General features: G+C 53.1%; 25 protein-coding genes and 2 pseudogenes. 23 read left to right on the top strand and 4 right to left on the bottom strand.

The window, feature by feature from the left end:
* The first annotated feature begins 21 nt into the window (after window positions 1–21).
* The 3 genes from HGBM_RS16350 (at window position 22) to HGBM_RS16340 (ending at window position 3,367) form a co-directional block, all read left to right on the top strand.
* Window positions 22–1,209 carry an NRAMP family divalent metal transporter gene (locus HGBM_RS16350; RefSeq protein ID WP_019122170.1) on the top strand — a complete coding sequence of 396 codons (1,188 nt, stop codon included), beginning with the start codon at window positions 22–24 and terminating at the stop codon, window positions 1,207–1,209.
* Window positions 1,210–1,296: 87 nt separating this feature from the next.
* Window positions 1,297–2,088: a putative hydro-lyase gene (locus tag HGBM_RS16345; protein ID WP_019122169.1), complete on the top strand. Its 792-nt coding sequence runs from the start codon at window positions 1,297–1,299 to the stop codon at window positions 2,086–2,088.
* Window position 2,089: 1 nt separating this feature from the next.
* Window positions 2,090–3,367: a purine/pyrimidine permease gene (locus HGBM_RS16340; RefSeq protein WP_019122168.1), complete on the top strand. Its 1,278-nt coding sequence runs from the start codon at window positions 2,090–2,092 to the stop codon at window positions 3,365–3,367.
* A gap of 105 nt (window positions 3,368–3,472) precedes the next feature.
* On the opposite strand, the gene HGBM_RS16335 is transcribed toward HGBM_RS16340, so the two are convergent.
* Window positions 3,473–3,790 carry a DUF4367 domain-containing protein gene (locus tag HGBM_RS16335; protein WP_019122167.1) on the bottom strand — a complete coding sequence of 106 codons (318 nt, stop codon included), beginning with the start codon at window positions 3,788–3,790 and terminating at the stop codon, window positions 3,473–3,475.
* Window positions 3,791–3,857: 67 nt separating this feature from the next.
* On the opposite strand from HGBM_RS16335, the pseudogene HGBM_RS27735 reads away from it, so the two are divergent.
* The 10 genes and pseudogenes from HGBM_RS27735 to HGBM_RS16285 form a co-directional block, all read left to right on the top strand.
* A pseudogene (locus tag HGBM_RS27735) lies at window positions 3,858–4,040 on the top strand (VOC family protein); the annotation flags it as partial.
* 178 nt (window positions 4,041–4,218) lie between these two features.
* Window positions 4,219–4,974 carry a DeoR/GlpR family DNA-binding transcription regulator gene (locus tag HGBM_RS16325; RefSeq protein WP_019122165.1) on the top strand — a complete coding sequence of 252 codons (756 nt, stop codon included), beginning with the start codon at window positions 4,219–4,221 and terminating at the stop codon, window positions 4,972–4,974.
* Complete coding sequence (pfkB, locus tag HGBM_RS16320) at window positions 4,971–5,885, top strand: 1-phosphofructokinase (protein WP_019122164.1); 915 nt, start codon at window positions 4,971–4,973, stop codon at window positions 5,883–5,885. Before HGBM_RS16325 ends, pfkB begins: the two co-directional genes overlap by 4 nt.
* 13 nt (window positions 5,886–5,898) lie before the next feature.
* The gene (locus HGBM_RS16315) at window positions 5,899–7,803 is read left to right on the top strand and encodes a PTS fructose transporter subunit IIABC (protein WP_019122163.1); all 1,905 of its coding nucleotides are present in this window, start codon (window positions 5,899–5,901) and stop codon (window positions 7,801–7,803) included.
* 6 nt (window positions 7,804–7,809) lie between these two features.
* The gene (locus tag HGBM_RS29715) at window positions 7,810–7,935 is read left to right on the top strand and encodes an HPr family phosphocarrier protein (protein WP_261798163.1); all 126 of its coding nucleotides are present in this window, start codon (window positions 7,810–7,812) and stop codon (window positions 7,933–7,935) included.
* A 173-nt stretch (window positions 7,936–8,108) separates the two neighbouring features.
* Window positions 8,109–8,552: a MarR family winged helix-turn-helix transcriptional regulator gene (locus HGBM_RS16305; RefSeq protein WP_019122161.1), complete on the top strand. Its 444-nt coding sequence runs from the start codon at window positions 8,109–8,111 to the stop codon at window positions 8,550–8,552.
* Window positions 8,553–8,579: 27 nt separating this feature from the next.
* A complete protein-coding gene (locus HGBM_RS16300) occupies window positions 8,580–9,149 on the top strand; it encodes an isochorismatase family protein (protein ID WP_019122160.1) in 570 nt (189 codons plus the stop codon).
* Window positions 9,146–10,084, top strand: a complete 939-nt coding sequence (locus HGBM_RS27730) for an MFS transporter (protein ID WP_051029697.1) — start codon at window positions 9,146–9,148, stop codon at window positions 10,082–10,084. Before HGBM_RS16300 ends, HGBM_RS27730 begins: the two co-directional genes overlap by 4 nt.
* Window positions 10,085–10,108: 24 nt before the next feature.
* Complete coding sequence (locus HGBM_RS16290; RefSeq protein WP_026074469.1) at window positions 10,109–11,296, top strand: RNA-guided endonuclease InsQ/TnpB family protein; 1,188 nt, start codon at window positions 10,109–10,111, stop codon at window positions 11,294–11,296.
* A complete protein-coding gene (locus HGBM_RS16285; RefSeq protein WP_026074468.1) occupies window positions 11,260–11,883 on the top strand; it encodes an MFS transporter in 624 nt (207 codons plus the stop codon). The genes HGBM_RS16290 and HGBM_RS16285 overlap by 37 nt, the downstream gene beginning before the upstream one ends.
* A gap of 303 nt (window positions 11,884–12,186) precedes the next feature.
* Here the strand turns inward: HGBM_RS16285 and HGBM_RS16280 are convergent, their stop codons facing one another.
* Window positions 12,187–13,368 (bottom strand): MFS transporter, encoded by a 1,182-nt coding sequence (locus HGBM_RS16280; RefSeq protein WP_019122159.1) that lies wholly within the window; start codon window positions 13,366–13,368, stop codon window positions 12,187–12,189.
* A 170-nt stretch (window positions 13,369–13,538) separates the two neighbouring features.
* Here HGBM_RS16280 and HGBM_RS16275 point away from each other — a divergent pair, with 170 nt between their 5' ends.
* From HGBM_RS16275 to HGBM_RS16255, 5 genes and pseudogenes are all read left to right on the top strand, one after another.
* Window positions 13,539–13,937, top strand: coding sequence for a hypothetical protein (locus HGBM_RS16275; RefSeq protein ID WP_019122158.1), 399 nt, complete (start codon window positions 13,539–13,541; stop codon window positions 13,935–13,937).
* Window positions 13,934–14,131 carry a YqgQ family protein gene (locus HGBM_RS16270; protein ID WP_019122157.1) on the top strand — a complete coding sequence of 66 codons (198 nt, stop codon included), beginning with the start codon at window positions 13,934–13,936 and terminating at the stop codon, window positions 14,129–14,131. The genes HGBM_RS16275 and HGBM_RS16270 overlap by 4 nt, the downstream gene beginning before the upstream one ends.
* A gap of 77 nt (window positions 14,132–14,208) precedes the next feature.
* Window positions 14,209–16,219, top strand: a pseudogene (gene tkt / locus HGBM_RS27725) (transketolase).
* A 227-nt stretch (window positions 16,220–16,446) separates the two neighbouring features.
* The gene (locus HGBM_RS16260; protein ID WP_019122155.1) at window positions 16,447–18,993 is read left to right on the top strand and encodes a transglycosylase domain-containing protein; all 2,547 of its coding nucleotides are present in this window, start codon (window positions 16,447–16,449) and stop codon (window positions 18,991–18,993) included.
* Window positions 18,994–19,202: 209 nt separating this feature from the next.
* Complete coding sequence (locus tag HGBM_RS16255) at window positions 19,203–19,535, top strand: hypothetical protein (protein WP_019122154.1); 333 nt, start codon at window positions 19,203–19,205, stop codon at window positions 19,533–19,535.
* 198 nt (window positions 19,536–19,733) lie between these two features.
* On the opposite strand, the gene trmB is transcribed toward HGBM_RS16255, so the two are convergent.
* Complete coding sequence (gene trmB / locus HGBM_RS16250; RefSeq protein WP_019122153.1) at window positions 19,734–20,375, bottom strand: tRNA (guanosine(46)-N7)-methyltransferase TrmB; 642 nt, start codon at window positions 20,373–20,375, stop codon at window positions 19,734–19,736.
* A 178-nt stretch (window positions 20,376–20,553) separates the two neighbouring features.
* Here trmB and HGBM_RS16245 point away from each other — a divergent pair, with 178 nt between their 5' ends.
* Both HGBM_RS16245 and HGBM_RS30980 read left to right on the top strand, forming a co-directional pair.
* Window positions 20,554–22,182, top strand: a complete 1,629-nt coding sequence (locus tag HGBM_RS16245; protein WP_019122152.1) for a stalk domain-containing protein — start codon at window positions 20,554–20,556, stop codon at window positions 22,180–22,182.
* A 113-nt stretch (window positions 22,183–22,295) separates the two neighbouring features.
* Window positions 22,296–22,475, top strand: coding sequence for a hypothetical protein (locus HGBM_RS30980; RefSeq protein ID WP_019122151.1), 180 nt, complete (start codon window positions 22,296–22,298; stop codon window positions 22,473–22,475).
* A gap of 65 nt (window positions 22,476–22,540) precedes the next feature.
* Here the strand turns inward: HGBM_RS30980 and ilvD are convergent, their stop codons facing one another.
* Window positions 22,541–24,217 (bottom strand): dihydroxy-acid dehydratase, encoded by a 1,677-nt coding sequence (gene ilvD, locus HGBM_RS16235; protein ID WP_026074467.1) that lies wholly within the window; start codon window positions 24,215–24,217, stop codon window positions 22,541–22,543.
* 191 nt (window positions 24,218–24,408) lie between these two features.
* Between ilvD and lepB the strand changes: the two genes are divergently transcribed.
* The 3 genes from lepB (at window position 24,409) to HGBM_RS16220 (ending at window position 26,172) form a co-directional block, all read left to right on the top strand.
* The gene (gene lepB, locus HGBM_RS16230) at window positions 24,409–24,930 is read left to right on the top strand and encodes a signal peptidase I (protein WP_019122149.1); all 522 of its coding nucleotides are present in this window, start codon (window positions 24,409–24,411) and stop codon (window positions 24,928–24,930) included.
* Between the two features lie 225 nt (window positions 24,931–25,155).
* Window positions 25,156–25,653, top strand: coding sequence for a Crp/Fnr family transcriptional regulator (locus HGBM_RS16225; protein ID WP_019122148.1), 498 nt, complete (start codon window positions 25,156–25,158; stop codon window positions 25,651–25,653).
* A 39-nt stretch (window positions 25,654–25,692) separates the two neighbouring features.
* A complete protein-coding gene (locus HGBM_RS16220; protein WP_019122147.1) occupies window positions 25,693–26,172 on the top strand; it encodes a PaaI family thioesterase in 480 nt (159 codons plus the stop codon).
* Window positions 26,173–26,254 lie beyond the last annotated feature (82 nt).

The raw sequence follows: 26,254 nt of genomic DNA, 5'->3' as shown, positions 1-26,254 counted from the left end.
TAAAGACAAAGGGGAAGTCATATGAAACAATCACGGTGGAGCATACTTTTGGGGGCCGCCTTCCTGATGGCGACATCAGCGATCGGTCCGGGCTTTCTTACACAGACGACCGTTTTTACGGAAAAATTGGCCGCCAGTTTCGGCTTTGTCATCCTCATGTCCATCCTGCTGGATATCGGGGCGCAAATGAACGTATGGCGCATTATCGCCGTCTCGGAAAAAAGGGCCCAGGATATCGCCAACATGGTGCTGCCCGGCATGGGCTATCTGGTTGCGCTTTTGGTCGTGATGGGCGGTCTTGCCTTTAACATTGGAAATGTGGCTGGAGCCGGCCTTGGACTCAATGTGCTGTTCGGCATCTCCGCGGAAACGGGTGCGCTGGCCAGTGCGATTATCGCGATCTGCATTTTTCTCGTTCGGGAAGCGGGGAAACTGATGGACCGCTTTGCGCAGCTCATGGGCTTTGTCATGATTCTCCTTACTTTATACGTCGCGATTACATCAGGGCCGCCGGTAGGGGAAGCGGTGATCAAAACGTTTGTGCCGGACTCCATCGACATTTTGGCGATCGTCACACTGGTCGGCGGAACGGTTGGCGGATACATTACGTTTGCGGGGGGCCACCGCCTGTTGGATGCGGGAGTGAAGGGAGCCGCTTCTCTGCCGGAAGTAACCAGAAGCTCTGTTTCCGGGATCGCCATCGCTTCCGTGATGCGGATATTCCTGTTTTTGGCTGCTTTGGGCGTTGTTGCGCAAGGACTGGTGCTGGACCCGGCCAACCCGCCGGCTTCGGTTTTCCAACTGGCTGCGGGCAGCATCGGGTACAAGATTTTCGGGATTGTGATGTGGGCCGCTGCCGTTACATCCGTCGTCGGCTGTGCCTACACGTCCGTTTCATTCATTCGCACCTTCCATCCGAAAATCGAACAGGCTCACAAATGGATCATCATCGGTTTTATTGCCATTTCTACACTTGTCTTTCTCATTGTCGGCCGCCCGGTCAAGATCCTCGTCCTGGTAGGTGCCCTGAATGGACTGATTCTGCCGATTACACTCGGAGTCATGTTGATTGCCGCCTATCGGAAAAAGATTGTCGGGGATTACCAGCACCCGCTTTGGATGGCGGTTTTCGGCGGGATCGTCGTCGCCGCCATGGCTTGTATGAGCATCTATACGCTGATCAATGAATTGCCCAAATTGATGCTGTAATGGTGGATGGCTTGAACCGGCCGCAGGGCCGCGTCAAGTCGTCCTGCGGCCTTATCGATTCGATGAACAAAAGGGAGGATACCACATATGACTTCCATCGCAGAACTGAAACCGCAAGAAGCTCGCCAATGGATGAGAGAACAGCGCTGGCAAAAACCGACGGCTGGAATGGCCAAGGGATACACCCAGGCGAACCTGGCCATTTTGCCCCGGTCGCTCGCATTTGACTTCTTATTGTTCTGCCAGCGGAATCCCAAACCGTGTCCGGTCCTGGACGTAACGGATCCCGGGTCGCCCGTACCGTCGCTCGTTGCCCCTGATGCGAGCCTGCTCACCGACCTGCCAAAATACCGCGTGTACAGGCACGGGGAATTAACGGAGGAAGTAACCAGCATCGAGCATCTGTGGCGGGAGGACATGGTTGCTTTTTTGCTCGGCTGCAGCTTCACTTTTGAGAAGGCGTTACTGGAAAACGGGATTCCGGTGCGGCACATCGAGCAGGACTGCAATGTCCCCATGTACGTCACCAACATCGAATGCAAGAGCGCGGGCCGGTTTGCCGGACCGATGGTGGTGAGCATGCGGCCTGTTCCCCAGGAACAAGTCGTGCGCGCCGTTCAGGTGACCTCGCGTTTCCCGGCGGTTCACGGCGCTCCTGTTCATATCGGAGACCCGGGGGCAATCGGGATTCAGGCGATCGACCGGCCTGATTTTGGCGACCCGGTGCCGATTCAGGGCGGAGAGGTTCCTGTCTTTTGGGCCTGTGGTGTGACACCGCAAGCCGTGGCCATGCAGTCCAAGCCGGAAATCATGATTACCCATGCTCCGGGGCACATGTTCATCACCAATCTGCGCGATGAACAATTCGGGGTTCTCTAGGATGAGATTGGCGCTCTCTGCATTGCAATGGGCCATGTTTGCGCTTGCGGGAAGTGTCGTGGCCCCGTTGGCGATCGGTCAGGCATACGGCATGTCTGCCCAGGAAATCGGCGAATTTGTGCAGCGCACGCTGTTTGTGATGGGAATCGTGGCGCTGATGCAGACATGGTGGGGGCATCGCCTGCCGATCATGGAGGGGCCAGCCGTCCTGTGGTGGGGAGTGTTCCTTCTGTTCGGAACAATGGCTCCAGCCTTGGGACAAGAACCCCGTTCCATCCTGCCCGCACTTGGATTGGGGCTCATATTCAGCGGCATCCTGTTTGGGATGATGAGTATTTGCGGATGGACAACCGTGATCCGCCGATTGTTTACACCCGCGGTGATCGGCACTTATTTTTTGCTGTTGGTCGCACAGATGAGCGGCCCTTTTATCAACGGCATCCTGGGTACAAAAGCGAGCCCCTTTGACTGGAGGGGGGCGGCCATTTCGATTGCCACCCTTGTCTTGTCTCTTGGCCTGGCGCGCAGCAGCAAGCCCCTCTTGCGGAATTACTCCGTATTGGTTGCGATCATTTTCGGCTGGTCGCTGTTTCAACTGTGCGGACTCAATCAGCAGACGGGCGGAGCATGGGATGCTCTGTTTACCTTGCCGGGCATCTGGTCCTTTGGCTGGCCGGAGTGGAATGGAGGCATTCTGTTCACATCCGCGATTGTAACCGTGCTCTTGCTCAGCAACATGATTGCCAGCATGGAGGCGGTAGGCCAAGTGATCGGCCGTACAGACGGGGGAAATGAAAAGCGCTCGGGATTGATCATGGGCGCCAGTCAGGCCTTGTCGGCCATATTCGCTACCGTCGGCTTCGTTCCGCTGTCCTATACGGCCGGGTTTATCATGACGACGCGAATGAAGGAAAAGCTGCCGTTCCTTTTAGGGAACGTTTTCTTGGTAGTAATCAGTTTCTTTCCCGCTGTGACTGGCCTGTTTGCATCCATCCCGGTATCCGTCGGGTACGCCAGCGTCTTTCTTTCCTTTGTCAACATGCTTGGCATGGGATTGCGCGAGATTGGCCGGGGCGGGTTGGGCGAGCGGCAGGTGTATATCGTAGGAATTTCACTCATGATCGGAATCGGCTGCATGTTTTTGCCCGCTTCCTTTTTCCTGGCGGTTCCGCCCTTCCTGAGCCCATTGATCAGCAACGGCCTCCTGATGGGAGTCGGCACCTGCCTTTTGCTGGAACGGCTCGTTCGCAGGGAAGAGAAGGTGGAGTCCTATACTTGACTTCCTTCACGGAATGGACAGGGTCTTCCGCCGTAACCGCATACTCCCCGCTTCATGAGAAGGAAAACGCAAGCAGCCTCCCCGAGCAGGGGAGGTGCGGTGCTGCTACTGCTGCAAGTACGATTCGGCCAGTTCAATCAACTCTTCTTTGCTTATTGGGTTGCCGGCTTCGATATGGTAGAGGATCGTTTGCGTACTGCCCGGAACGTCGTAGATCCATTGAATATTTTTCCCTGTAACGAAGTCCGTGTACAACATTTCTACTCCCTTTACATCAATTCTTTCCCGTTTGAAGTCCTCATTTTTACTCGCGATCAATGTCTCTTTACCGCTCGTTCTGGACATCGAAACACGAATTTCCTTTCCGTTTTTGGAATACGTGCTATTGATTCTCCAATGATCTTTCGACAACTCCACTGGCATCATCGCATATTCTTGGTTCGATTATGTGCGATCATCTACGATAAGCAGCAAAACCAATGACTAAATGACGATTGGCCACAATGTCGGGAGCAAAGCAGAAGTGGATCAGATCATGGAACAAGCCCGAAAGGCAGGAGCCATCAGAACGGACCCCGCGCACGATGCCTTTTGGGGAGGATATTCCGGCCACTTCCTGGATCCGGATGGCCATTTGTGGGAAATAGCCTGGAATCCGGCGTGGGAGATCGAAAATGAAATTTTGCGAGCAGACTGTGAATGCCTTCCTGTTGTTTGGAGGGCTTTTTTCGTACCAAGAAAAATTTCCGTCAGCGAACTTGAATGAATTTGATCGTTTATGATTGTTTTTGATCGAAAATGAGTGTATAATCAAAATCGATCCGATTGGCATTGCAAGAAGGGAGGGTACGATGTTAACCCCTGAACGTCATCGACTGATCGTGGCTTTGGTGAAAGAAAAAGACTTCGTGCGCATTCATGAACTTGTGGAAGCGACAGGGGCATCCGAATCGACGATCCGCCGAGATTTAAGCGAATTGGAAGAACAGCGATTGCTGAAACGCGTCCACGGTGGGGCGTCTGTGCTGCAAAGCAAGATCGAAGAGCCGACGATTCTGGAAAAATCGGTCAAACGTGAACGCGAAAAGATCGCCATCGGCAAATTTGCCGCCGGTTTGGTAAAGGAACGCGACTCCATTTTTATCGACGCGGGAACCACGACGTATCAGATGCTGCCTTATCTTCCGGATAACAACATCATGGTCGTCACAAACGGGGTGGACATTGCCCTTCAGTTAATCAAGCGAAACATTAGGACGATCCTCTTGGGTGGCGAATTGAAAGCGGCTACACTGTCGCTGGTGGGGCGCGATGCGATCAATTCGCTCAGCCAATACCGGTTCGATAAATGCTTTCTCGGCATGAACGGAATTGACATGCATCACGGTCTGACCACACCGGATCCGGATGAGGCGTACGTCAAACAGCTGGCTCTGCAGTTTTCCGATGAACGGTATGTCTTGTGCGACTCTGACAAGTTTTCCCGTGTCACCTTTGCCAAAGTGGGAGACCTGCAAGGAATCACGGTCATTACGGATGACGGATTGAGCCAAGAGGAAAGGCAGGCTTACGACAGATTATCAACTCTCAAAGTGGTGAAAGCATGATATACACAGTTACCCTGAATCCCTCGATCGACTACCATATTTGGATCCCGGCCCTGTCGCAAGGAATGATTCACGAGGCGCAAAAAGAGTGGAAGGTCGCAGGTGGGAAAGGCATCAATGTCTCGAAGGTTCTTCGCATCCTCGGGGTAAACAGTACCACTTTAGGATTTGTCGGCGGGTTTACAGGAGCGTTTATTCAGCAGCAGATCGAGCAAGTCGGCATTTCCCATCAGTTTATCCAAATTGGCCAGGATTCAAGAATCAACGTAAAGATAAAGGCGCAAACCGAAACGGATATCAGCGGAGTCTCTCCGGACATTCCGGGAGACGCTCTCAAGCAGTTAATTCAACAGATCAGCCGATTGCAAAGCGGCGATTATCTGGTCCTGGCGGGAAGCGTACCAAAAAGCTTGCCGTCCGATATTTACCGTACGATCATGAAACAACTGCGCGGCAAGGGGGTCCGAATCTTCCTCGACGCGAAAGGGCCGGCGCTGGAGTGCGGTTTGTCAGAAGAACCGTTTCTCATCAAGCCCAATCACCAGGAGTTGGGTGAGCTGTTCGGCGTGACGATTGCGACCCCCGCAGAGGCGGTCGAATGGGGGCGCAGGGCGCTGCAAATGGGCCCACAGAACGTAATCGTGTCGATGGCAGGTCAGGGTGCCGTTTTTGTCAACCGAGAAGCGGCCTATGTCGCCCACATTCCGCCGCGCAAACCGGTCAACTCGATCGGTGCCGGAGATTCGATGGTTGCGGGATTCCTGTACGGCCATACGCAGGGCATGGATACAAAAACAGCGTTTCGCTTCGCCGTAGCGGCAGGGAGCACGACCGCCCTGTCGGAAGGCTTCTGTACACATGAAAAGATAAAAGCATTTCTTTCGGAAATTACCATAACAGACATTTCATAAAGGGGGGGCAACGATGAAAAACGAGATTCGCATTGCCGATTTGCTAAAATCCGACACCATTGTTCTTCATTTGTCAGCTTCCACAAAAGAAGCGGTACTGGATGAACTCATTGCCAAATTGGACGAAGCCGGACGACTGAACAGCAAGGAAGGAATGAAGCAGGCGATCCTCGCCCGCGAGGCACAGGGCTCCACCGGTATCGGGGAAGGAATCGCCATCCCGCATGCCAAGACAGCAGCGGTCAAAACACCTGGCATCGCGTACGGTTTTTCCAAAGAGGGCATTGATTTTGACTCGTTGGACAAGCAAAAAGCGCATCTGTTCTTCATGATTGCCGCGACGGAAGACGCAAATCAGGCTCATCTGGAAACGCTGGCGCTGCTCTCCCAAATGCTCATGGACGAATCGTTTCGCCAGGAGCTGATGAAAGCAGAGACGAAGGAACAAGTACTGGATATCGTCACCCGTAAAGAAAAAGAAATCCAGGGTGAAAAGGAAAGCGATGCGCAGGAAATGGAACAGACGTTGACAAAAGTAGTAGCGGTAACTGCTTGCCCGACAGGCATCGCCCATACGTACATGGCAGCAGATGCGCTGAAGAAAAAGGCAGCAGAACTCGGGATATCCATCAAGGTGGAGACAAACGGTTCCGGGGGTGTGAAAAACAAGCTTACTTCGCAGGACATTGAAGAAGCGGCAGCTGTTATTGTGGCTGCCGACAAGCAGGTGGAGATGGAGCGTTTTCGCGGCAAGGTCGTCATTGAAGTGCCGGTGGCGGAAGGGATTCGCAATGCCGAAGAGCTGCTGCAGCGCGCGGTAAATCAACAGGGAAACGTCTACGGCGGGGGCGCGACCAGTTACCAGCAAAGGATTCAAGCAGCAAAGACGGAGAAAAAGTCGAAGCAGCCAGCTTTTTACAAGCACTTGATGAATGGCGTGTCCAACATGCTTCCGTTTGTCGTCGGCGGCGGGATTATCATCGCGCTGAGCTTTATGTTTGGGATCAAGGCGTCTGATCCCAATGATCCGTCCTTCCATCCGCTGGCCAAAGTCCTGATGGACATTGGCGGAGAAACCGCGTTCAAACTGATGATTCCGGTACTGGCAGGGTTTATTGCCCTGAGTATCGCCGACCGTCCTGGTTTTGCTCCCGGCATGGTGGGCGGCCTATTGGCGGCTGCTTCCGGATCCGGTTTCCTCGGCGGGATCATCGCCGGCTTCTTGGCAGGGTATACGGTGGTTGGTTTGAAAAAATTGTTTGCGGGATTGCCGGAATCATTGGAAGGCATTAAGCCGATGCTGCTGTACCCGCTGCTTGGGATTTTGATTACCGGCTTTGTCATGGTGTACGTCGTCTCCGATCCAGTAGCGGCAGCGAATACGGCTCTGGGTAACTGGCTGAAACACATGGGCACAGGAAACGCCGTCGTCCTCGGCGTGATTTTGGGTGCCATGATGGCCTTTGACATGGGTGGTCCTGTCAACAAAGCGGCCTTTACGTTTGGGATTGCGATGATTGCAGAGGGCAACTATACGCCGCACGCAGCCATTATGGCAGCAGGAATGACTCCGCCGCTCGGAATCGCTTTGGCGACTACGCTGTTCAAAAAGAAATTTACCGCGGAAGAGCGTCAGGCGGGCAAGACCGCTTACATCCTGGGGGCATCCTTCATCACGGAGGGGGCGATCCCGTTTGCAGCGGCCGATCCAACGCGCGTCATTCCTTCCCTTATGGTCGGTTCTGCGGTTGCCGGCGGATTGTCGATGCTGTTCGGGTGCACACTGCCTGCCCCTCATGGCGGATTATTCGTTCTGCCGGTTGTTGGCAACGCGGGACTTTACATCGTTTCCATTCTTGCCGGCACTATTATTACGGCACTGATGCTGAAATTGTTGAAAAAAGATGCAGTCGAGTAAAACACCATTCAAAACCCGACCGGGATGCACGCCCGTCCGGCCGCAGTATTCGTGCAAAAGGCAGCCTCGTTTCCTTGCGAAGCGAACGTGATCAAAGGCACGAAGAAGATCAACGGCAAAAGCGTCATGTAGATTGTGTAAGCGGGGGTATCAACCCTCGCTTTTTTTCGTTCGATTTTTTCAGGGATTGTATGAATTGCCCCATACTTCGATAAATATCTGTACAATACAAATAAATAGCTGTATAATACAGATATTTGATGATCCTCAGTACAGAGCATCAAACAATGGAAAAGGGGAAACACATGAGAAAGTCTTACTATGAACAAATTGAACATGAAGTGACCATGCTTCTCAGACGGGCGGACTACAAACGGACGCTGGACGGATCGGCCCGCACGATGGACCGGTCGGCGTACCTCTTACTGAAATGGCTGGATCGTGAAGGCCCGTCGGCCGTCGGCGTCATCTCGGAAGCGTTCCAATTGGATAATTCCACTGTCAGCAGACAGATTGCCGCGTTGGATGCGAAGGGGTGGGTTCGCCGTTATTCGCATCCGGAAGATGCAAGGGTCAGCATGGTCGGGATTACGAAATCCGGACAAGAAGCGATCAATACCGCCAAAGCATTGCGTCTGGAAGCCTATTCGGAACTGCTGGACGATTGGACGGAAGACGAACTGCACATCTTTTCGAAGCTGTTATCCAGATTGAATCGATCCATTGAACGACGCAAACGACTGCAATAACATTCATGACAAAACGGAGGGAATCCAATGAATTCGCTGCACATCGATTTTCAAAAAACAGCGCTAGTCCTTATTGATTTGCAAAAAGGAATTGTGAAACAGCCGAACGGACAAGAGATTGCCGAGAAAGCTGCCCGACTTGTAAAGCTTTTTCGTGAAAAAGCCGGGTTTATCTCTTTTGTGAGAGTTGATTTTCACGACGGTCAAGATCGCCTAAATCCGAAGACGGACCAACCGGTTAACGCCGTTCAACTTCCCGCCGATTGGGCCGAATTCGTCCCGGAGCTTGGTGTGGGGGATGAAGATTATATTGTCACGAAGCGTCAGTGGGGAGCTTTTTTCGGTACGGATTTGGATCTGCAGCTTCGCCGCCGGGGCATCGATACGATCGTGCTGTGCGGGATTGCCACTAACATCGGGGTTGAAAGCACGGCGCGCGAAGCCTTTCAACTCGGTTATCATCAGATATTTATTACGGATGCGATGATGACCTACAGCCGGGAGGAGCATGAAGCGACCTGCAAATACATTTTCCCGAGAATTGGAAAGGTGAGAACCGTTCAGCAATTTCTTTCGGAAGTGAACGAAATCGCATGAAGAAAGGCAGATACGGGCGGCTCCTTTTCTTGTCCGCCGCCGCTTCCGGTGCAATGTTGAACCCTTTGAACTCGTCGATCATCTCGCTCGCCTTGCCGCGAATTCAAAGTCATTTTCATCTTTCTTTTTCAACGGTGTCATGGCTGATATCCTCATTTTACCTTTCCAGTGTAATCGCTCAGCCAATTATGGGCAAACTGGCGGATCAATTCGGCAGAAAGACAACGTTTCTGGCGGGATTGCTGCTGGTAGCCGTTTCTGCTGTCGGAGGGCTTTGGGCTCCAACCTTCCTTTTGCTGCTTCTGATGCGTTTGTTCCAATCCATCGGAAGCAGTGCCATTTACCCTTCGGCCATCTCTATGGTGCACGAGCATGTCCGTGAAAAACAGGCTTCGGCCTTGGCCGTTATTTTCCTTTTTACTTCCGCTACGGCCGCGCTTGGGCCGACGATCGGGGGACTATTGATCGCTTGGGGGGACTGGCCCGCCATCTTTACGGTCAACTTTCCTTTCCTGCTCGTCAGCTTCCTGTTGGGGTGGAGCTCCTTTCCCCGGGATGTTAAGAAGAGGAAGCATTCGTTTCAGCACATGTTGAGAAAGCTCGATATCCCCGGCATTTTGTTGTTTGCTTTTGGAATGTCGTCATTATTGTGGTTCTTGCTCTCGCTGGGAACGAAGGTACATCCGTTCTCGGGGATTCTCGGAGTTCTGTTTTTGGCCGCTTTTATTTGGTGGGAATCAAGAGCAGAAGAAGCGTTTATCGATGTCCGAATGTTCAGGGCAAGCGGCGCCCTTACATCGGTCTTGCTTCAGTTTACCGCTCTGAACATTTATCTAATTTTGCAGAAGACTCCCGCCTCTATAGGTGGTGAGACGAATGCGATTTTTTTGCTTTTGCACCACTTTTTAGAACATACGTTTCCCTCTCTGTGGTAAAATAAGGGTAAGGAGGTGAAACGAATGAAACTGGTCTACAAGTGGATTCCTCGTTGGTCGGCACAGCAGCTTGCGCTTCTGGAGGATTTGGCGTTTCATACGACCAAACTCTACAACATCGCCAATCACCTGTGCCGGGAAGAAGGATTTCGTTCCTATGTGAGACTGGAAAAGGAACTGAAGTCCAATTGGCACCGGGAGTACCTCCACTCTCATACCTATCAGCATTGTCTCAAGTTGGTGGAACAAAATGGGAAGAGCTACTTTGCCGCAACCAAAGACTTCAAGAAGAATCCGCAGAAATACAGAGGGACACCTCAACCTCCCGGATATAAGCATGTTGCCCGCCGCAAAAACGAAATCATTTTCACCAATCTTGCCATCCGAGTCCAGGAGAATGTGCTCAAGCTCTCGTTGTCCAAGAAGATGCAGGAACGTCATCAGGTTGACTGTTTTTCGATTGTCATGGACCCTGACAATCTGCCGATTGACGTAAGCGCTCTTCAGCAGATCCGCCTCCAATGGCGCAATAGGATCCGCACGTGGGAGATGGTGATGATCTACAAAAAAGCAGAACAGGAACTTCCTGCGACCTTTACCAACCTGATGTCCATTGATCTTGGCGTCAATAATCTGGCCGCCGTCACATTCCTGGAGGGTGATGACAGCTATTTGATCAACGGAAGGCCTTTAAAGAGCAAAAACAGTTACTATAACAAAGAGATCGCGCGGCTCACTTCCATCGCCATGAAACAAACCGGCAAGCGTGAGGACTTTGTTCGCACACACCGGATTCGTTCCCTGCAAGGAAAACGGAATCGCTATGTCCAGAACTTCCTGCATCAAGCGAGCCGGAAGATCGTGGATCTGGCGCTGAAACATCACGTACAGATTCCCTATGCCCGTTTTGTGGATCTCATCACCTATAAGGCCAAACTCCTTGGGATCACAGTAGTCAAGCAGAATGAAGCGTACACCAGCGGTTGTTCTGCGCTGGATGAGGAGAAGATTTCGAAAAAAGCATATGCATCCAAGCGACGCATTCACCGCGGCCTTTTTGTGTCCAACTCAGGGTTCAAGATCAATGCAGATGTAAACGGGAGTCTCAATATCTTGCGAAAGTACCTGGGTGGGAAAGGTAGTCCTGCGCTGATCCAATCGGCAAGGGATAATGGGTGTTTGAAGCATCCGAAACGTATTCTTGTCGCATAAGACAGGAAACATTTGAATCCCCCACCTCTAAGCAAAGCGGAGGTGGCGGGAGTCTTCAAAACTATTCCCTGTTTTTTGGGCTGCCCAGCTACTTCCAACACGAACTGCACCTCGACGTCAAAACGAGCGGCCTCCTCATGTTATTTTTATCCGGTTTTTCAATGCTGATCTCGCCGGTGGCCGGGAAATGGGTTGATCGATCGGGGTTTAGACCTCCGCTGATGGCAGGGACAGGGCTGATGCTGGTGGGGGCCTGTCTGCTTACGACGCTTTTTGTCGGCGCTTCGGTTCCGATCATGGCTGGGGTCTTAACCATTGTAGGCATCAGTTACGGTTTGAACAACGTTTCCTTGCAGGCGGCTATGATCAAAGCAACACCGCCGGGAATGATCGGCACAACTTCAGGATTGTTTCAGGCTTCAAGATACATGGGCTCCATATTGTCCGCGGTCGCTCTTGGACTGGTTTTTGGAAAAGAAATCACCGCCGCGCATTTCCGAATCCTCGGCTGTATTTTGCTGGTTGTGAGCGCTGCAGGCTGCTTTATGATCCTGAAGATGCCGGAAATGAAAACGGAACGAACGTAAGCTGCAAGCCTCCATGTGTCCGTTTGACAGTTCGCATCGCGATTGCCCAATAGTACGGAAAACAGTACATGATTAGCTCGATGGGCACAGAGGAGCACGGTAGGTTACAAAGCCGTGCCGTCACTCGCCGCTTTTTGTCCGGGATCGGGTATCGGAATAAGCGGAGCTTTAAATCGCCGTAAGCGAGCAACGTTTCCTTGCAGGCGGCTATGATCAAAGCAACACCGCCGGGATTAACGGAGGTATCTTTACGGGGGCCATGTTTGCCGAAAAGAGCGATAAAGGAGGACGTTCGGTCCTCCTTTATTTCGTCCTTCCGGTTGGTTCGGGCAAGCTGCGGTAGCGCAGCTGGAACAAGAGCAGCAGCATGCCGACGAGGACGGCGCCAAGGATATAGGGGCTGGCGTAATGCCATCCGTACAGGCCGCCTGCGACCAGCGGGCCGAGAATGCGGCCGAGGGTGTCCATCGAACTGATCGTGCCGGCCGTTACACCCTGTCCTACGGTAGTGCGCTGGGTGAGCATTGCGTTCGATGTAGCCCGGATCATCCCCTGACCAGCGCCGAACAGGGAAAGGAACAAGGCGAGGCTCCAGAACCCTTGGGCAAACAGGATCAACACGAACCCGATGGTGTACAAGAGCAGCCCGAGCGACAGCACCTTTGCTTCCCCCCATCTTTTTACCATCGGGCCGATCATCCCGCCTTGGATGACGGCAGCGATGATTCCCATGACCAAAAACATGTAGCCGAGGTCTTTCGAGTCCATCCCGAACAGATCCAGGATGTAATACCCGAAGGTAGTCTCCAACCCGGAAAAGGCGAAGGAGACGATGAAGACCAGATTGTACAAAAGGGCAAGCGGACCCGTGACAGCTGTCAAAAAGTGAAACCGACTTGATTTTGGCTCATGGGCGGGGTTGCTGCGCTTCTCACGCGGCAGGCTCTCGGGCAGGGCGAAGATGACAAACAAAAGAGTGAGCAGGGAAAAGGCGGCAGAAACGTAAAACGGGTAAGAGAAGCTCCATTTGCTGAGCACTCCGCCGATGACCGGGCCAAACACGAAGCTGAGGCCGACGCCGGCACCGATCACGCCCATGCCCTTCGCCCTCTCCTCCGGCGGAAACAGGTCGGCGACGATCGCACTGACCGTCGGTATCGCCGCGGCGGAGACGATCCCGCCCAAGAGCCGGTAGATCAGCAATTCCGTATAAGATGCAGACAGTCCAAACAAGACAAACGTAATCGCGAAGCCCAACAAGCCAAAAAGGATGAGCGGCTTGCGCCCGATCCGATCGGATAATCTTCCCCAGATCGGGGCGAACAAAAACTGCATGATATTGTAAATGGAAAAAAGCAGGGCCAGCTGGAATGAATTTGCCCCCAGTTTTTCCGCAAAAAACGGCATGACCGGGATGATGATGCCAAACCCGAGCATAATGAAGAACATGATGGCAAACAACAGGGGGAGCTGCTTTTTGTGCACCTGAAAAAACCTCTCTCCTATGTAAATGTCAGGGTATATATGTCTGGTTTTACCTTACGTTACCAATATCGTGAAGTCAAGTACGGGGGGAGAGAGCAAAGAGCATCCCGGCGTGGTATAATAAGTGAATCCGGACGAAAGCAGTTTAGGGCACGGGAGTGAACCCATACATGGCAAAACAGATGGTATACTACATATCCTGGCAGGAGGATAACTGGCTGGACGAGCTGCTCGATTACTTTCCGGCCGTGAATGCGCTGGTCCCTACTGCGAAATCATATCAGGCTATCAAGGAGCAGCGGCAGGCAGGCGAAGTGGAGCAGGCGGTCTTCGTGGTAAATCCCGCTGCTGATCCACAGGAGACTGACAAATTCCTGCAGCAGGTCACCAATGACCCGCAGCTCTCCCGCGAGCCGCTCTATCTGGTAGGCGTAAAGGAGACAGAGGCGGACGGCTGGCGGGAACGCTATCCCACGGCAAAGGTCGTGGTGAACAGCGGGTACAGCTTCGACTTTGACTATGAAGCCGTTTTGGCTCAGATGGAGGCAGAGTGGGGGAACCGGGCGTGAACGGGAAACAGTCTGATTTTTCCCTGGATGAGCTTCTGCGCCGTTTTAGCATCTTCATCTATACGGGAGATCCCGAGGGAGACTGCCTGCTCATCGAGGAGGAGATTCGCGAGTTGAAACAGTTTGGGCTGATCGACAACGAAGAGTACATGCAGGCGATGATAGCCGTTCGCCAGCGGTTGAAAAAAGAATGAGCGACTCCGCGATAGGAAAGCCAGTCAAGCTGTGATATAATCACACTGCCAACAATTCGCAGGGGGGAAAATGTGGAATGACTACACAGCAATCATCTGTAGATCTATTAGCGATCAATACTTTGCGGACGCTTGCGATTGACGCCATTGAAAAGGCCAACTCGGGACATCCGGGTATGCCGATGGGCGCAGCACCCATGGCTCACGTCCTGTGGAGCCGCTTTATGAAGGTAAACCCGCAAAATCCCGGCTGGATCAACCGGGACCGCTTCGTCCTGTCCGCCGGACACGGTTCCATGCTGCTCTACGCGATGCTCCACTTGATGAAGTACGACGTATCCATAGAAGATTTGCGAAACTTCCGGCAGTGGGGAAGCCGCACTCCTGGACACCCTGAGTACGGGCACACGCCGGGCGTCGACGCGACGACAGGTCCCCTTGGACAAGGAATTGCCATGGCAGTCGGAATGGCGATGGCCGAAAAACACCTTGCTGCTGTGTACAACCGCGAGCAATACGATCTGATCAACCACTACACCTATGTCATCTGCGGCGACGGTGACCTGATGGAAGGCGTGTCGGGCGAAGCTAGTTCTCTCGCCGGCCATCTGAAACTGGGGAAATTGATCGTCCTGTACGATTCCAACGATATTTCACTGGACGGGGAGCTCAGCCTGTCCTTTTCGGAAAACGTGGCCATGCGCTACCAGTCGTACGGCTGGCAGTATCTGCGCGTAGAAGACGGCAACGATCTGGCTGCCATCGAAGCGGCCATCGAACAGGCGCGGGCTGAATCGGATCGGCCGACGCTGATCGAAGTGAAGACGACCATCGGCTACGGCAGTCCCAACAAGGCAGGCTCCTCCGCCTCCCACGGTGCTCCGCTGGGCAAGGAAGAGGCGGCTTTGACGAAGCAAGCTTACCAATGGGCGGCAGACCGCGAGTTCTACGTTCCGGAAGAAGTGGCCAGCTTCTACGCGAAAGTGGCTGAGGCGGGCGCCAAGCAAGAGAGCGAGTGGCAGAGCCGCTTTGCCGAATACGCCAAGGCATATCCCGAACTGGCCGAACAGTTGACCCTGGCGATGAACGGAAAACTGCCGGCAGGATGGGACAGTGAACTGCCGGGCTACGAGGCCGGCAGCAAACTGGCGACGCGGGCAGCCTCCGGAAAAGTGATCAACGCGCTGGCTGGCAAGCTGCCGAATCTGTTTGGCGGATCGGCCGACCTGGCAGGCTCCAACAACACGCTGATGAAAGGGGAAGGCAATTTTCTCCCCGGCAGTTACGAAGGGCGCAACATCTGGTTTGGCGTCCGCGAATTTGCCATGGGCGCTGCCCTGAACGGAATGGCCCTGCACGGCGGTCTAAAAGTGTACGGAGGCACGTTCTTCGTCTTCTCCGATTACGTTCGTCCGGCGGTCCGCCTGTCTGCCTTGATGAAGCTGCCGGTGACGTACGTGTTCACGCACGATTCGATTGCCGTCGGCGAGGACGGTCCGACCCACGAACCGATCGAGCAGCTGGCTTCGCTGCGGGCCATGCCAGGTCTGACGGTACTGCGCCCGGCAGATGCTTATGAAACGAACGCTGCTTGGCGTTATGCCATTTCTTCCGTGGATGAACCGGTCGCACTGGTTCTGTCGCGGCAAAACCTGCCGGTACTGGCGGAGAATGCCGCTCGTGCCGCTGATGGGGTGGCCAAGGGCGCCTATGTGGTAGCCGATGCGAAGAATGGCAGCCCGGAACTGCTTTTGCTGGCAACAGGGTCGGAAGTATCCCTTTGTCTCAAGGCGTGGGAAGTCTTGACCGAGCGCGGCGTGGCGGCACGGGTTGTCAGCATGCCGAGTTGGGAGCTGTTCGAACGCCAGCCGCAAGCCTACCGCGACGAAGTGATTCCGCCAGGGGGTAAAAGCCCGTGTCGCCGTGGAAATGGCGTCGCCGCTTGGCTGGGAACGTTACACCGGCGATGGCGGTTCCGTGATTGCCATCAATCAATTCGGCGCCTCGGCTCCTGGTGAAAAAATCATGAGCGAATACGGATTTACAGTGGAAAATGTGGTGGAAACAGCAGAAAAGCTGCTGAAATAAACGGGAATTTTCCAGTTCATCGACAGCCTGTCCCAGACCTGTGAGGGATAGGCTTTTTTGTGCCTTTTTTCCATGGACATTTCGAGATGCCTGTGAAAATATAAGAAAAGCTCCTATTTCAGTCCCTTTGAATCGCTGATCGGCGGGAGCCTGGACCTATTTGCAGAAACTTTTTCACGGTTCAATCGTCTAAAGTGATGGAGAGGTAAGAGACCAGGAGGTATTGCATGGCAAAGGCCAAGAAGAAGATCGTAAAGAAAAACAGATGGCTGATGTTTGCCGCTTCATTTATCGTTTTTCTGATTTTAAGTGTATTTGGGGGGTATTTCTCGCTTCTCTTCGCCGGAGAGAAGATGATAGACATGCAGAAGCTGGAGGATTTGAAGCTGGATCCGACAGTTCTGCTGGACAAAGACGGGCAGCCGATCATCGAATTGAACAAAGAAGGAACCCGCGATTACGTCAAGTTCAATGAGATACCGGAGAAGCTCGTCGACGCTTTTATTGCTGTAGAAGACAAACGCTTCTTTGATCACAATGGAATCGACTTCGTCAGGGTCGCCGGAGCTATCATCAAAGACATTAAATCAGGCGGCGCTGTTGAGGGCGGCAGCACGATTACCCAGCAGCTCGCCAAAAACGTATTCCTCTCCCACGAAAAGACGTTCTGGCGGAAGACGAAGGAAGCAAGCATCGCGATTAATCTCGAACGCAAATTTTCCAAAGACGAGATCATGGAAATGTACCTGAACAAGATTTATCTCAACCACGGGATATTTGGAGTCAAGGACGCGGCCAAATACTATTTCGGCAAAGACGATTTGTCCACGTTGACGACTGCGGAAATGGCTACACTGGCGGCGATCCCCAAGGCTCCGGCGTATTACTCGCCGTTTGCCCATCCCGACCGGGCCAAGGAACGGCGGGACACGATTTTGCGGCTGATGGCGGAACAAGGCTATATTACGCCGGAAGAAAAGGAAAAGGCCCAAGCCGAACCGCTGCCAAAAGAACCGCATGAATCGGCGCAGCAAGGCATGAAAAAAGGATATCAGGCATACGTCGACTACGTCATGCAGGAAGCGGAAAAGCTGTACGGCATCAGCGAAGACATGCTGTACCGGGGAGGATGGAAGATCTACACCTCGCTCGATCCGAAGATGCAGGATGCGATGGTAGATGCCTACAGCAACGACAAGCTGTTCCCGAAAGACGGCCAAACGCAAAAGGTGCTGTCCAGCATGATCGTCATCGATCCGAACACCGGCGGCATCGCCGGCATGATGGGCGGGCGAGACTACGTAGCCAAAGGGTTTAACCTGGCGACCGACATGCGGCGCCAGCCGGGGTCGACGTTTAAGCCGCTGGCGGTTTACGCGCCGGCGCTGGATACCGGCAAATGGAACATGTACTCGCGGCTCAGCAACCAGAAGCAGAGCTTCAACGGGTACTCTCCGAGGAACTGGAACAACAAGTACAGCGATACTGTCGACATGTACACGGCCGTCAACCAGTCGCTAAATATTCCGGCGGTCTGGCTGTTAGACCAGATCGGTGTGGAAACAGGATTGGATTACATTAAAAAATTCGGCATTCAGCTCGACCCGCAGGACCGCAACCTGGCGATTGCACTGGGCGGTTTGACGAACGGCGTATCTCCGCTGCAGATGGCCCAGGCGTACACGGCCTTCGTGAACAAAGGGACGATGGTACATGCCTACGCGATCACCAAAATAGTCGATGACCGGGGGAGCACTGTCGCCACTGTGGAACCCCAGCGAACCGACGTAATCTCGCCGCAGGCTGCCTGGGAAATGCACAGCATGCTCGAGGGCGTCGTAACCGACGGGATCGGCTCCAGAGCCCGCTTGAGCGGCGGCCGTCCGGTAGCCGGCAAGACGGGAACGACCCAGTCCGAAGTGTTTGCAAATAGTACAAAGTACAATAAGGACGCCTGGTTTGTAGGTTATACACCGCAATACGTGGCCGCTGTCTGGATGGGGTTTGACCGCGAAGACAAGCAAAACGTGATGGCCGACGGAAGCGGCAAAACCGCCGATCTGTTTAAGGCTGTTTTCGACCAGGGGCTGAAAGGCACGAGAGCCGGTCAGTTTACGCCTCCTGAGGGCGCAATCAAGCACGAGAAACAGAAAGTGGAAATGACTGCGCCGAAGCTGGCCGCAGTGTTGGCGATGGAGAACCAGAAGCCAAAAGTGGTCATCAACTGGATCGGGAACGAAGGTCTGGACCTGACGTATGACCTGTACCGATTCAAGGACAATCCGGAAGCAAAAGAACTGATTGCCTCCGGTATCAAGGACAACACTTATGTAGATCCGATCATTGAGCCGGTTCTTTACAAGTACATCGTGGTTCCACGCGATGCCGACGGAAATGAAGGGCCGCCGTCCAACATCGCGGAAGTGGATATGTCACAGCTTGAGCAGCTGTTGAATGACGGTGATCAGCTTGAGGGGGATCATTCCGGAGACGGAGTTAACAACGGCGGGCAAGGAAATAATCATTTCCCGGGCGATCAGAATGGTGGCAACCAGCAGCTCCCGCCAGTTCAAAGCGGGGACAGCTCTTCCGGTACAGGAAGGGATTCCGGAAACGGCGGGAATGGCGGTTACGATGGCACTGGCGGGAACAATGGAAATGGCAACCCGCCGCCCGATATTCCGGAATGGGGAGGAAACCAGTCCAACGGGCCTGGAAACCAATCCGGCGGAATCGTACTGCCCCCTCCGCCACCTGAAGGCACCCAGCCCTAGCGCTGATCCTTGGAATTGATGCCATGTCGATCGTCATCGCCCCGTGCGGTGGCGATCGATTTTAATCTCGCTGTCCCAGGAATTTTTGCTTTGTCAATTGTTGGACTATTTCCACAGCCGCGGCTGGCGTGTTACAATGAACGGTAAGACCGATATTTCATTTGATGCTGGGGCCGGTTGGTTCCATGAGGAACAGGAGGGGATAATTGATGACAAACGTTGAACGGCAATCACTGGAACTGTTTTTTGAGGAAAAACTACAACAAGCCAAAGTTTTGTTTGAACGCGCCCTTGACTGTAAACACACTGATTTTGATGACCTGTACCCCTACATGAACGAACAGCCCCAGTTTTTCTGGTATAAGCGTTATGTCGCCTGGTCTGAACTGCTCACGGTTGTAAAGCTGGCGAAAGAATTGGAAATCGACTGGAAGTCGCAATTCACCGAACGGCAGGTAGAGTTTATCGAGGGGAAAGTTCTGCAGGGAAAAGTTTTAGATAACTGGTACGCGGAAGAGAAGTTGAGCCAATTGGAAGAATAACCCATGACAGAAAGCCTGGAGAAGAAAAGATCAGTCCTCAAACAGGCGGTGATGCATGGGATCATACGATGATGAGCGGCTGCTTCCCTGCTTCGGCAGGGTGCAGCCGCCTCAATATTTTTACCGGGAGATCGGGGATTTCAGATGTGGCATCACACGATCTGTTCTGCCTGGCTCGGCTTGTCTGATCGAGGCAGATTATGGTTGAACAATCGCTTCCAGCCGGTAAATCCGCTGTCCGCGTTCGGAGAAGCGCTGCTCGTACTCCGTCATCACGTTTCCGGCCGCCCATTCTGAATGATGCAGATCAAAGGTGATGTTTTGCAATTGGAAGCGCTCTGCCGCAAACTGATTGAGCGAGAATTCAAACAAGCCTTCGTTGTCCGTCTTTACGTGAATTTCGCCGTTTTCCGGAAGCACCTGTTTGTACATCCTGAGAAAAGCCGAAGCAGTCAGGCGCCGTTTTGCATGTCTTTTCTTGGGCCACGGATCGCTAAAGTTCAGGTAGATTCGGCTGATCTCGCCCGGCGCAAACAAATCCGTGAGCATCTTGGCGTTGTACTGGACAAGCGCCAGATTAGGGATGTCTCGCTGCTCTGTCCGCTGGGCAGCGCGATAGATGACTTCTGCCTGCACTTCCAGTGCGATGTAATTGATGTCCGGGTTTTGTTCGGCAAGCGTCGTGATGAATCTTCCTTTTCCGCAGCCGATCTCCAGATGAATCGGATGGCGGTTGCCGAAGCGCTCATGCCAGCGGCCTTTGTAAGAAGCGGGGTATTCGACGAATGTGGGGTACTGGCGAAGCGCTTCTTCCGCCCCCGGTATATTGCGTAAACGCATAGAAACCTCCTTGTGTATGAGCAAAAAGAGAATACCATTCCTACTTTAATCAAAAGTCTCATCTTTTTCAACTCGATCACAATTGAATCTTTTTCCTGTTTTTAGTAATATAGAAAAGATAGTGACTTGATCTCGCTGTCATGCACAAAAAATGGAAGGGAGGACCAGTGGGAAGTTGATGTTGTGGAAATGGAAGATAGGCTTTCTGGCAACGGCGTTACTCATCGTACAGCCTGGAATTACATACGCAGCAGACCAAAGTGCACAAGCGGGCGGCGTTCACCTGCCTGTCGGCAAGGATCAGCCCCTGGATATCAAGCTTCCCGGAAATGACGGTGTGAAGCGCAAACAGCCGGCGCTCCGCGGAGCTGAACACTTCGAAATAAAGTGGAGAGTAGAAATGGATCAAGTGTCCAACCTGGTTGCCGATCAGGCTGGAGACATGTACTTTGTCGACATAAACAATGTAGTACACGCTATATTTGAAAATGGCGAAGAGAAATGGACGTACAATCTCGAAACTACGGGATTGCGCGGTTTCCCGGAGCTGTATATGGGGAAGGACGGCGTTCTTTACGTTTTAATCGAGGGGGTCGAAAGAGAGCAGGACTCTCGCTTGCAGGCCAACAAGCCCGGCATCGTGGCTCTGAGCCGAGAAGGAAAGCAGCAGTGGAAGCTGGAGGTGCCCAATCTTGTCAGCATCGCCGACGTCTACTTCGACGTGGACGAGTTCGGCAGTGTGACCGCGCTGACCGACGGCGGGATCATCGGCATTTCACCCGCGGGGGAGATCCGGTGGACGAACAAGCAGATCGCCAAATCCGTCCTGACCAAGTACCGCGATTCGATTATTACGGAGAATAACATCCTCAAGATCAGGAGAGACAACCAGGGAAACAGCTACGTCACCACCAAGGACCACCATATTTACGGAATTGACCGCGGGGGCAAACTCTTGTGGCAGAAAAAATTGGTGAACGACTATCAGGATTTTTACGTGGCCAAGTCGGGCATGATCGTCTTGCTTTCTTCTTCGGGGGCGAGGCTGCTGGACGGCCGTGACGGCACCGTCCAAGACAATAATGATTGGCTCGACCAGCAAAAAATCGATGATCTGGGCATTCCCAATGACGGGGAGGGCGGCATCTACCTGAATTTTGATACGAATGGCATTCTCGACGTAGACAAGTCCGGCCGTGTGAAGTGGGAGTACCGTACGGGTCCTAAAAATCAGTTGGATCTCTATGACGTAAGCTCGGACCGGCAGGGAAACGTCTACTTCAGCAATACCGCGGGCAATCTGTACTCCCTTGACAAGTACGGGAAAGAGCGCTTCGTACTGGTAAGAGATAATGATCTGTTTACTTCTTCATCCATCGTGATCGGCCATAACGGGAATATGTACTGCTTGACGGAAGATCTTGGGTTGATATCACTGGGCAAGAAGGAAATACAAGTCTTCCTGGACAATCGCGGCATGTATCTCAGTCGATTGCCGATTGACGCAGGCGATAAGGTATTCGTTCCGCTGAAAGCCATCTTCGAGAAGATGGGCTGGAAGGTAGAGTGGGATGACGGGACCAGAGTGGTTACCATGCGGCGCGACAAGCAAACCGTCCGGCTGTCGACAGATACCCCGTCGGCTGAAATCAATGGCCGCCCGGTCACGCTGTCGGATAAGCCCAGAGTGATTGCGGGGACGACCTTTGTCGCCCACGATTTTATCAGTCTCGCTACAGAAGGAAAAGCGAAAGTGGAGTGGGACGCGAAGACGAAAAACGTGCAGATCTGGACAAAAAACAATTGATGTACCTCTCTATGAAAAAACAACTCCTCTTTCAAAGAAGAGTTGTTTTTTCACGTTTAGATATGACGAGGCTGGAGATAACTAAGAATAAGTTCGAAAAGGAGTGATGAAAAGTGGAAATGAGTATGAGTTCGGAGGAAGTCATTGCTCAAATTAAACGGTTGCATGGCAACGGAGAATCACTCAGCAAAAAGTATGTAAAAAAGTCGCACCCGGAATTGATGAAAAACGCCCTCTACTACTATCCGAGTTGGGAACATGCCATACAAAAAACAGGAGTTATGACGACCTGATCGATAGCCGCGAGAGAAACCCCAGAGAGTGCTTCGCTCTCTGGGGTTTCCGTTTGCCCGAAGGGTTAAATCTTCATGATGCCGCCCATGCTTGCATTGGTGACCAGTTGTGAATAGCGGGCCAGGTAGCCGGTTTTTACTTTCGGCTCAAAACCTTGCCAAGCTGCTTTGCGTTTTTCCAGCTCGTCCGCCGACACGTTCAAATGGATGCTGCGCTCCTCGATGTCGATGGTGATGATATCGCCGTCCTGCACGAATGCCAGCGGACCTCCTTCGGCCGCTTCCGGGGAGATGTGTCCCACGCTGATGCCGCGGGAAGCGCCGGAGAATCGTCCGTCCGTTACCAGAGCAACTTTGGTTCCCAGTCCCATCCCGACAATTTGGGAGGTCGGAGCCAGCATTTCAGGCATGCCCGGACCGCCTTTTGGCCCCTCGTAACGAATGACGACAACATGTCCTTCTTTTACTTTGCCGTTCGCGATGCCCGCCAGCGCTTCTTCTTGTGAATCAAAGCAGATGGCCGGACCCTCGTGCTTTTTGATCGACCCGTCGACTGCCCCTGCTTTAATGATCGAGCCCTGCGGAGCGAGGTTGCCGAACAGAACGGCCAGACCGCCCCGTTCGCTGTACGGATTATCCAGACGGCGGATCACGGCTTCATCGGTGATTTCCGCATCGGCGATATTTTCTCCGAGGGTTTTGCCGGTAACCGTAATTCGGTCGAGGTGCAGCGCCCCTTCCTTTTTGGACAGCTCTTTCAGGATGGCGGAGACGCCGCCGGCGCGGTGGCAGTCTTCGATGTGGTAGTCGGAAGCCGGAGCCAGCTTGCAGAGGTGCGGGATGCGTTCCGCTATTTGGTTGATTCTTTCGATCGGATATTCCACTCCCGCTTCATGGGCGAGCGCCAGCGTATGAAGCACGGTGTTGGTGGATCCGCCCATCGCCATGTCGAGGGCAAAGGCATCGTCCAGCGCCTCAAGCGTGATGATATCGCGAGGTTTGATGTCGCGCTCGATCAGTTCCATGAGGTAAGCCGCGGTCGATTTTACCAGTTCCCTGCGCTCTGGCGAAGTTGCAAGGATGGTGCCGTTTCCGGGAAGAGCGAGGCCCAGTACCTCGGCCAGGCAGTTCATCGAGTTGGCGGTAAACATGCCGGAGCAGGATCCGCAGGTCGGGCAGCCGAACTGTTCCAACTCTTTCAGTTGATCGTCGTCGATGAGACCGGCCTGGCGGGCGCCCACCCCTTCAAAGACGGAAGAAAGCGAAATGCTGCGGCCGTCTTTTGTCTTTCCGGCAGCCATCGGTCCGCCGGTGATGAAAATTGTCGGGATATTGACCCGAAGAGCGCCCATCATCATCCCTGGCGTAATTTTGTCACAGTTCGGAATACAGATGAGACCGTCAAACCAGTGTGCCGACACGACCGTTTCCAGGCTGTCAGCGATAATTTCCCGGCTTGGCAGGGAGTAGCGCATGCCGATGTGGCCCATGGCAATCCCGTCGTCAACACCGATTGTATTGAATTCAAAAGGAACGCCCCCGGCGGCCCGTACTGCTTCTTTCACCAGCTTGCCAAACTCCTGCAGGTGAACATGGCCTGGAATGATGTCGATGTATGAGTTGCAGATGGCGATAAACGGTTTGTCAAAATCCTCTTCTTTGACACCTGCAGCACGCAGCAGACTGCGGTGCGGGGCCCGGTCCATCCCTTTCTTGATCATGTCACTTCTTCGTCTCGTCATATTGTTGGCTCCCTTCGAAACATTCTACACTATTAATAATACCGTTCCATCACCCGGCAACGCAAAGAAAATTATATTTCCAGCCGTTTTTTTATGAGTTGTCACAAAAAAGAACGGGAATGGTCTGTTTTTCCTGAAATCTTTTCCTGCGTTGGCTCGTAAAAGAAAGTAGAGAGAGAAGGAGGAGTGCGATGAGAAGGCTGTTGAAAGTGATAGGGGAGTGGATTCCGCCGATTGCGATTGCTTTCGTGCTAAGCCTGTCTTTCCGCTCGTTTGTCGGGGAGGCGGCAAAAATTCCCTCCGGTTCGATGATCCCGACACTTCAGATTAACGATCGGCTGTTTATCGAAAAAATGATTGACCCGAGCGATTTGCGTGACGGGGATATCGTCGTCTTCAAGCCGCCGTTTAAAAGCGAATACGATCGATTGATCAAGCGCCTGATCGGCGTGGGAGGGGACACGATAGAAATTCGCGACGGCGCGCTCTACCGCAATGGCGAGAAAATAGACGAGCCCTACATTGAAGAACCGATGAACTATGATTACGGCCCGATTACGGTGCCGGAAGGGAAATTTTTCTTCTTGGGGGACAACCGGAACAACAGTTACGATTCCCATCTGTGGCCGACACCGTTTGTCGATGAGAGCGAGATTATCGGCAAGGCTGTGTTCCGCTACTATCCCTTTAGCGAAATGGAAATGCTGCAGTAGTAAAAACAGACCGGGCCGTCTCGATGGAGGGGCCCGGTTGCTGTTTTTTCAGCGAATGGAGAGAGGGTATGCGCCGCTTTCGCCCCTTGGCTGCAGCGGATGAGACAGCCTGACGTGATCGAGTCTGTGCCGTTTCCATTGTTGCAACCTCACGATATTTGATACTATGGAACACAGGGCAGTCCTGTCATGCGAATCGTTACGTCTGGCAAAGAGGTGGATCAAGTGATTTTGCATAAAGGTGAGGTACTGTTTCGTCAGGGGGAAAACGGCCCGCTGTACGAGGTGAAGAGCGGCCTATTGAAAGTGGTTCGGCTTCAGGAAGACGGAATGCCCTTTCTCTTTAATCTGCTGCTTCCCGGTGAGTTGATTCCCCACCATTCACTGATTACGCCCAAGGAGTATCACGGTACGGCTGTCGCTTTGATGACGACAGAAGTAGAAGTCATTCCCGCAGAAGCATGGTACCAGGAACTGGCCGAACATCCGGAACGCTATCGGGAAGTGGCCTTGTCGCTGCAGGGAAAATTGAGGATGATGCAGCGGCGGATCGACCAATTGACCCCTCCGTCGCCCAAGAAGCGGCTGGACCTGCTGCAGCAGTGGTTTGACCAGTATTTCCAGGGAATGTCGATCAACCAGCTGCTGACGCAGGAGGAGATCGGCCAATTGATTGGGGTTCGCCGCGAGACGGTCAATCGGCTGATGCGGCAAAAACGCTAAGTGCATGCTGCAAATGGATAACGAATGGAGGAAACAAAAGTGTTAGCGGATTTGCAAGAGATTTTAACCAACAGCACGGAAGAGGAGCAAGAGATTCTGCGGCTTGCGATGCAGGCCATCCGGCAAAGACGCGAATCGGGCAGGGCGTATCCGTCGGGATTTCTCGGTCTTGACGGCAGGTTTGTGGACGAGCGGACATACCAGTTTATCGTTCCGATCACACCCTACATGTTGAATGAATTGGGAATCGTCCATGGCGGGATTTCCGCGACCCTCGTCGACTGTACAATCGGATCTCTGGTCAATCTCTCGCTGCCGCAGGGGGAATATGCGGTCACGACTGAATTGAAGGTAAACTACATACGCCCAGGCAAGGGAAAGGCGCTCCGTTCGGAAGCGACGATCATTCATCGCGGCCGGACACTTGTCATCTGCGAGGGAAAGGTATTCGACGATCAGGAGCAGTTGATCGTCCACGCGACGGGGACGTTTATGATCCTGCAGCGTGATCGTGACTAGGGCATCTATGAGTACAACCCTGCATCTGGACTGGTCAAGACCCCATTTTGTAGACAGTAAGAAAAACCCCGGCCTTTAGACT

This window comes from Brevibacillus massiliensis (genome assembly GCF_000311785.1).
Taxonomy (GTDB): Bacteria; Bacillota; Bacilli; order Brevibacillales; family Brevibacillaceae; genus Brevibacillus_C; species Brevibacillus_C massiliensis.
Note: the sequence above shows the minus strand (reverse complement) of the source record. Positions and strands in the feature narration are given on the sequence as shown.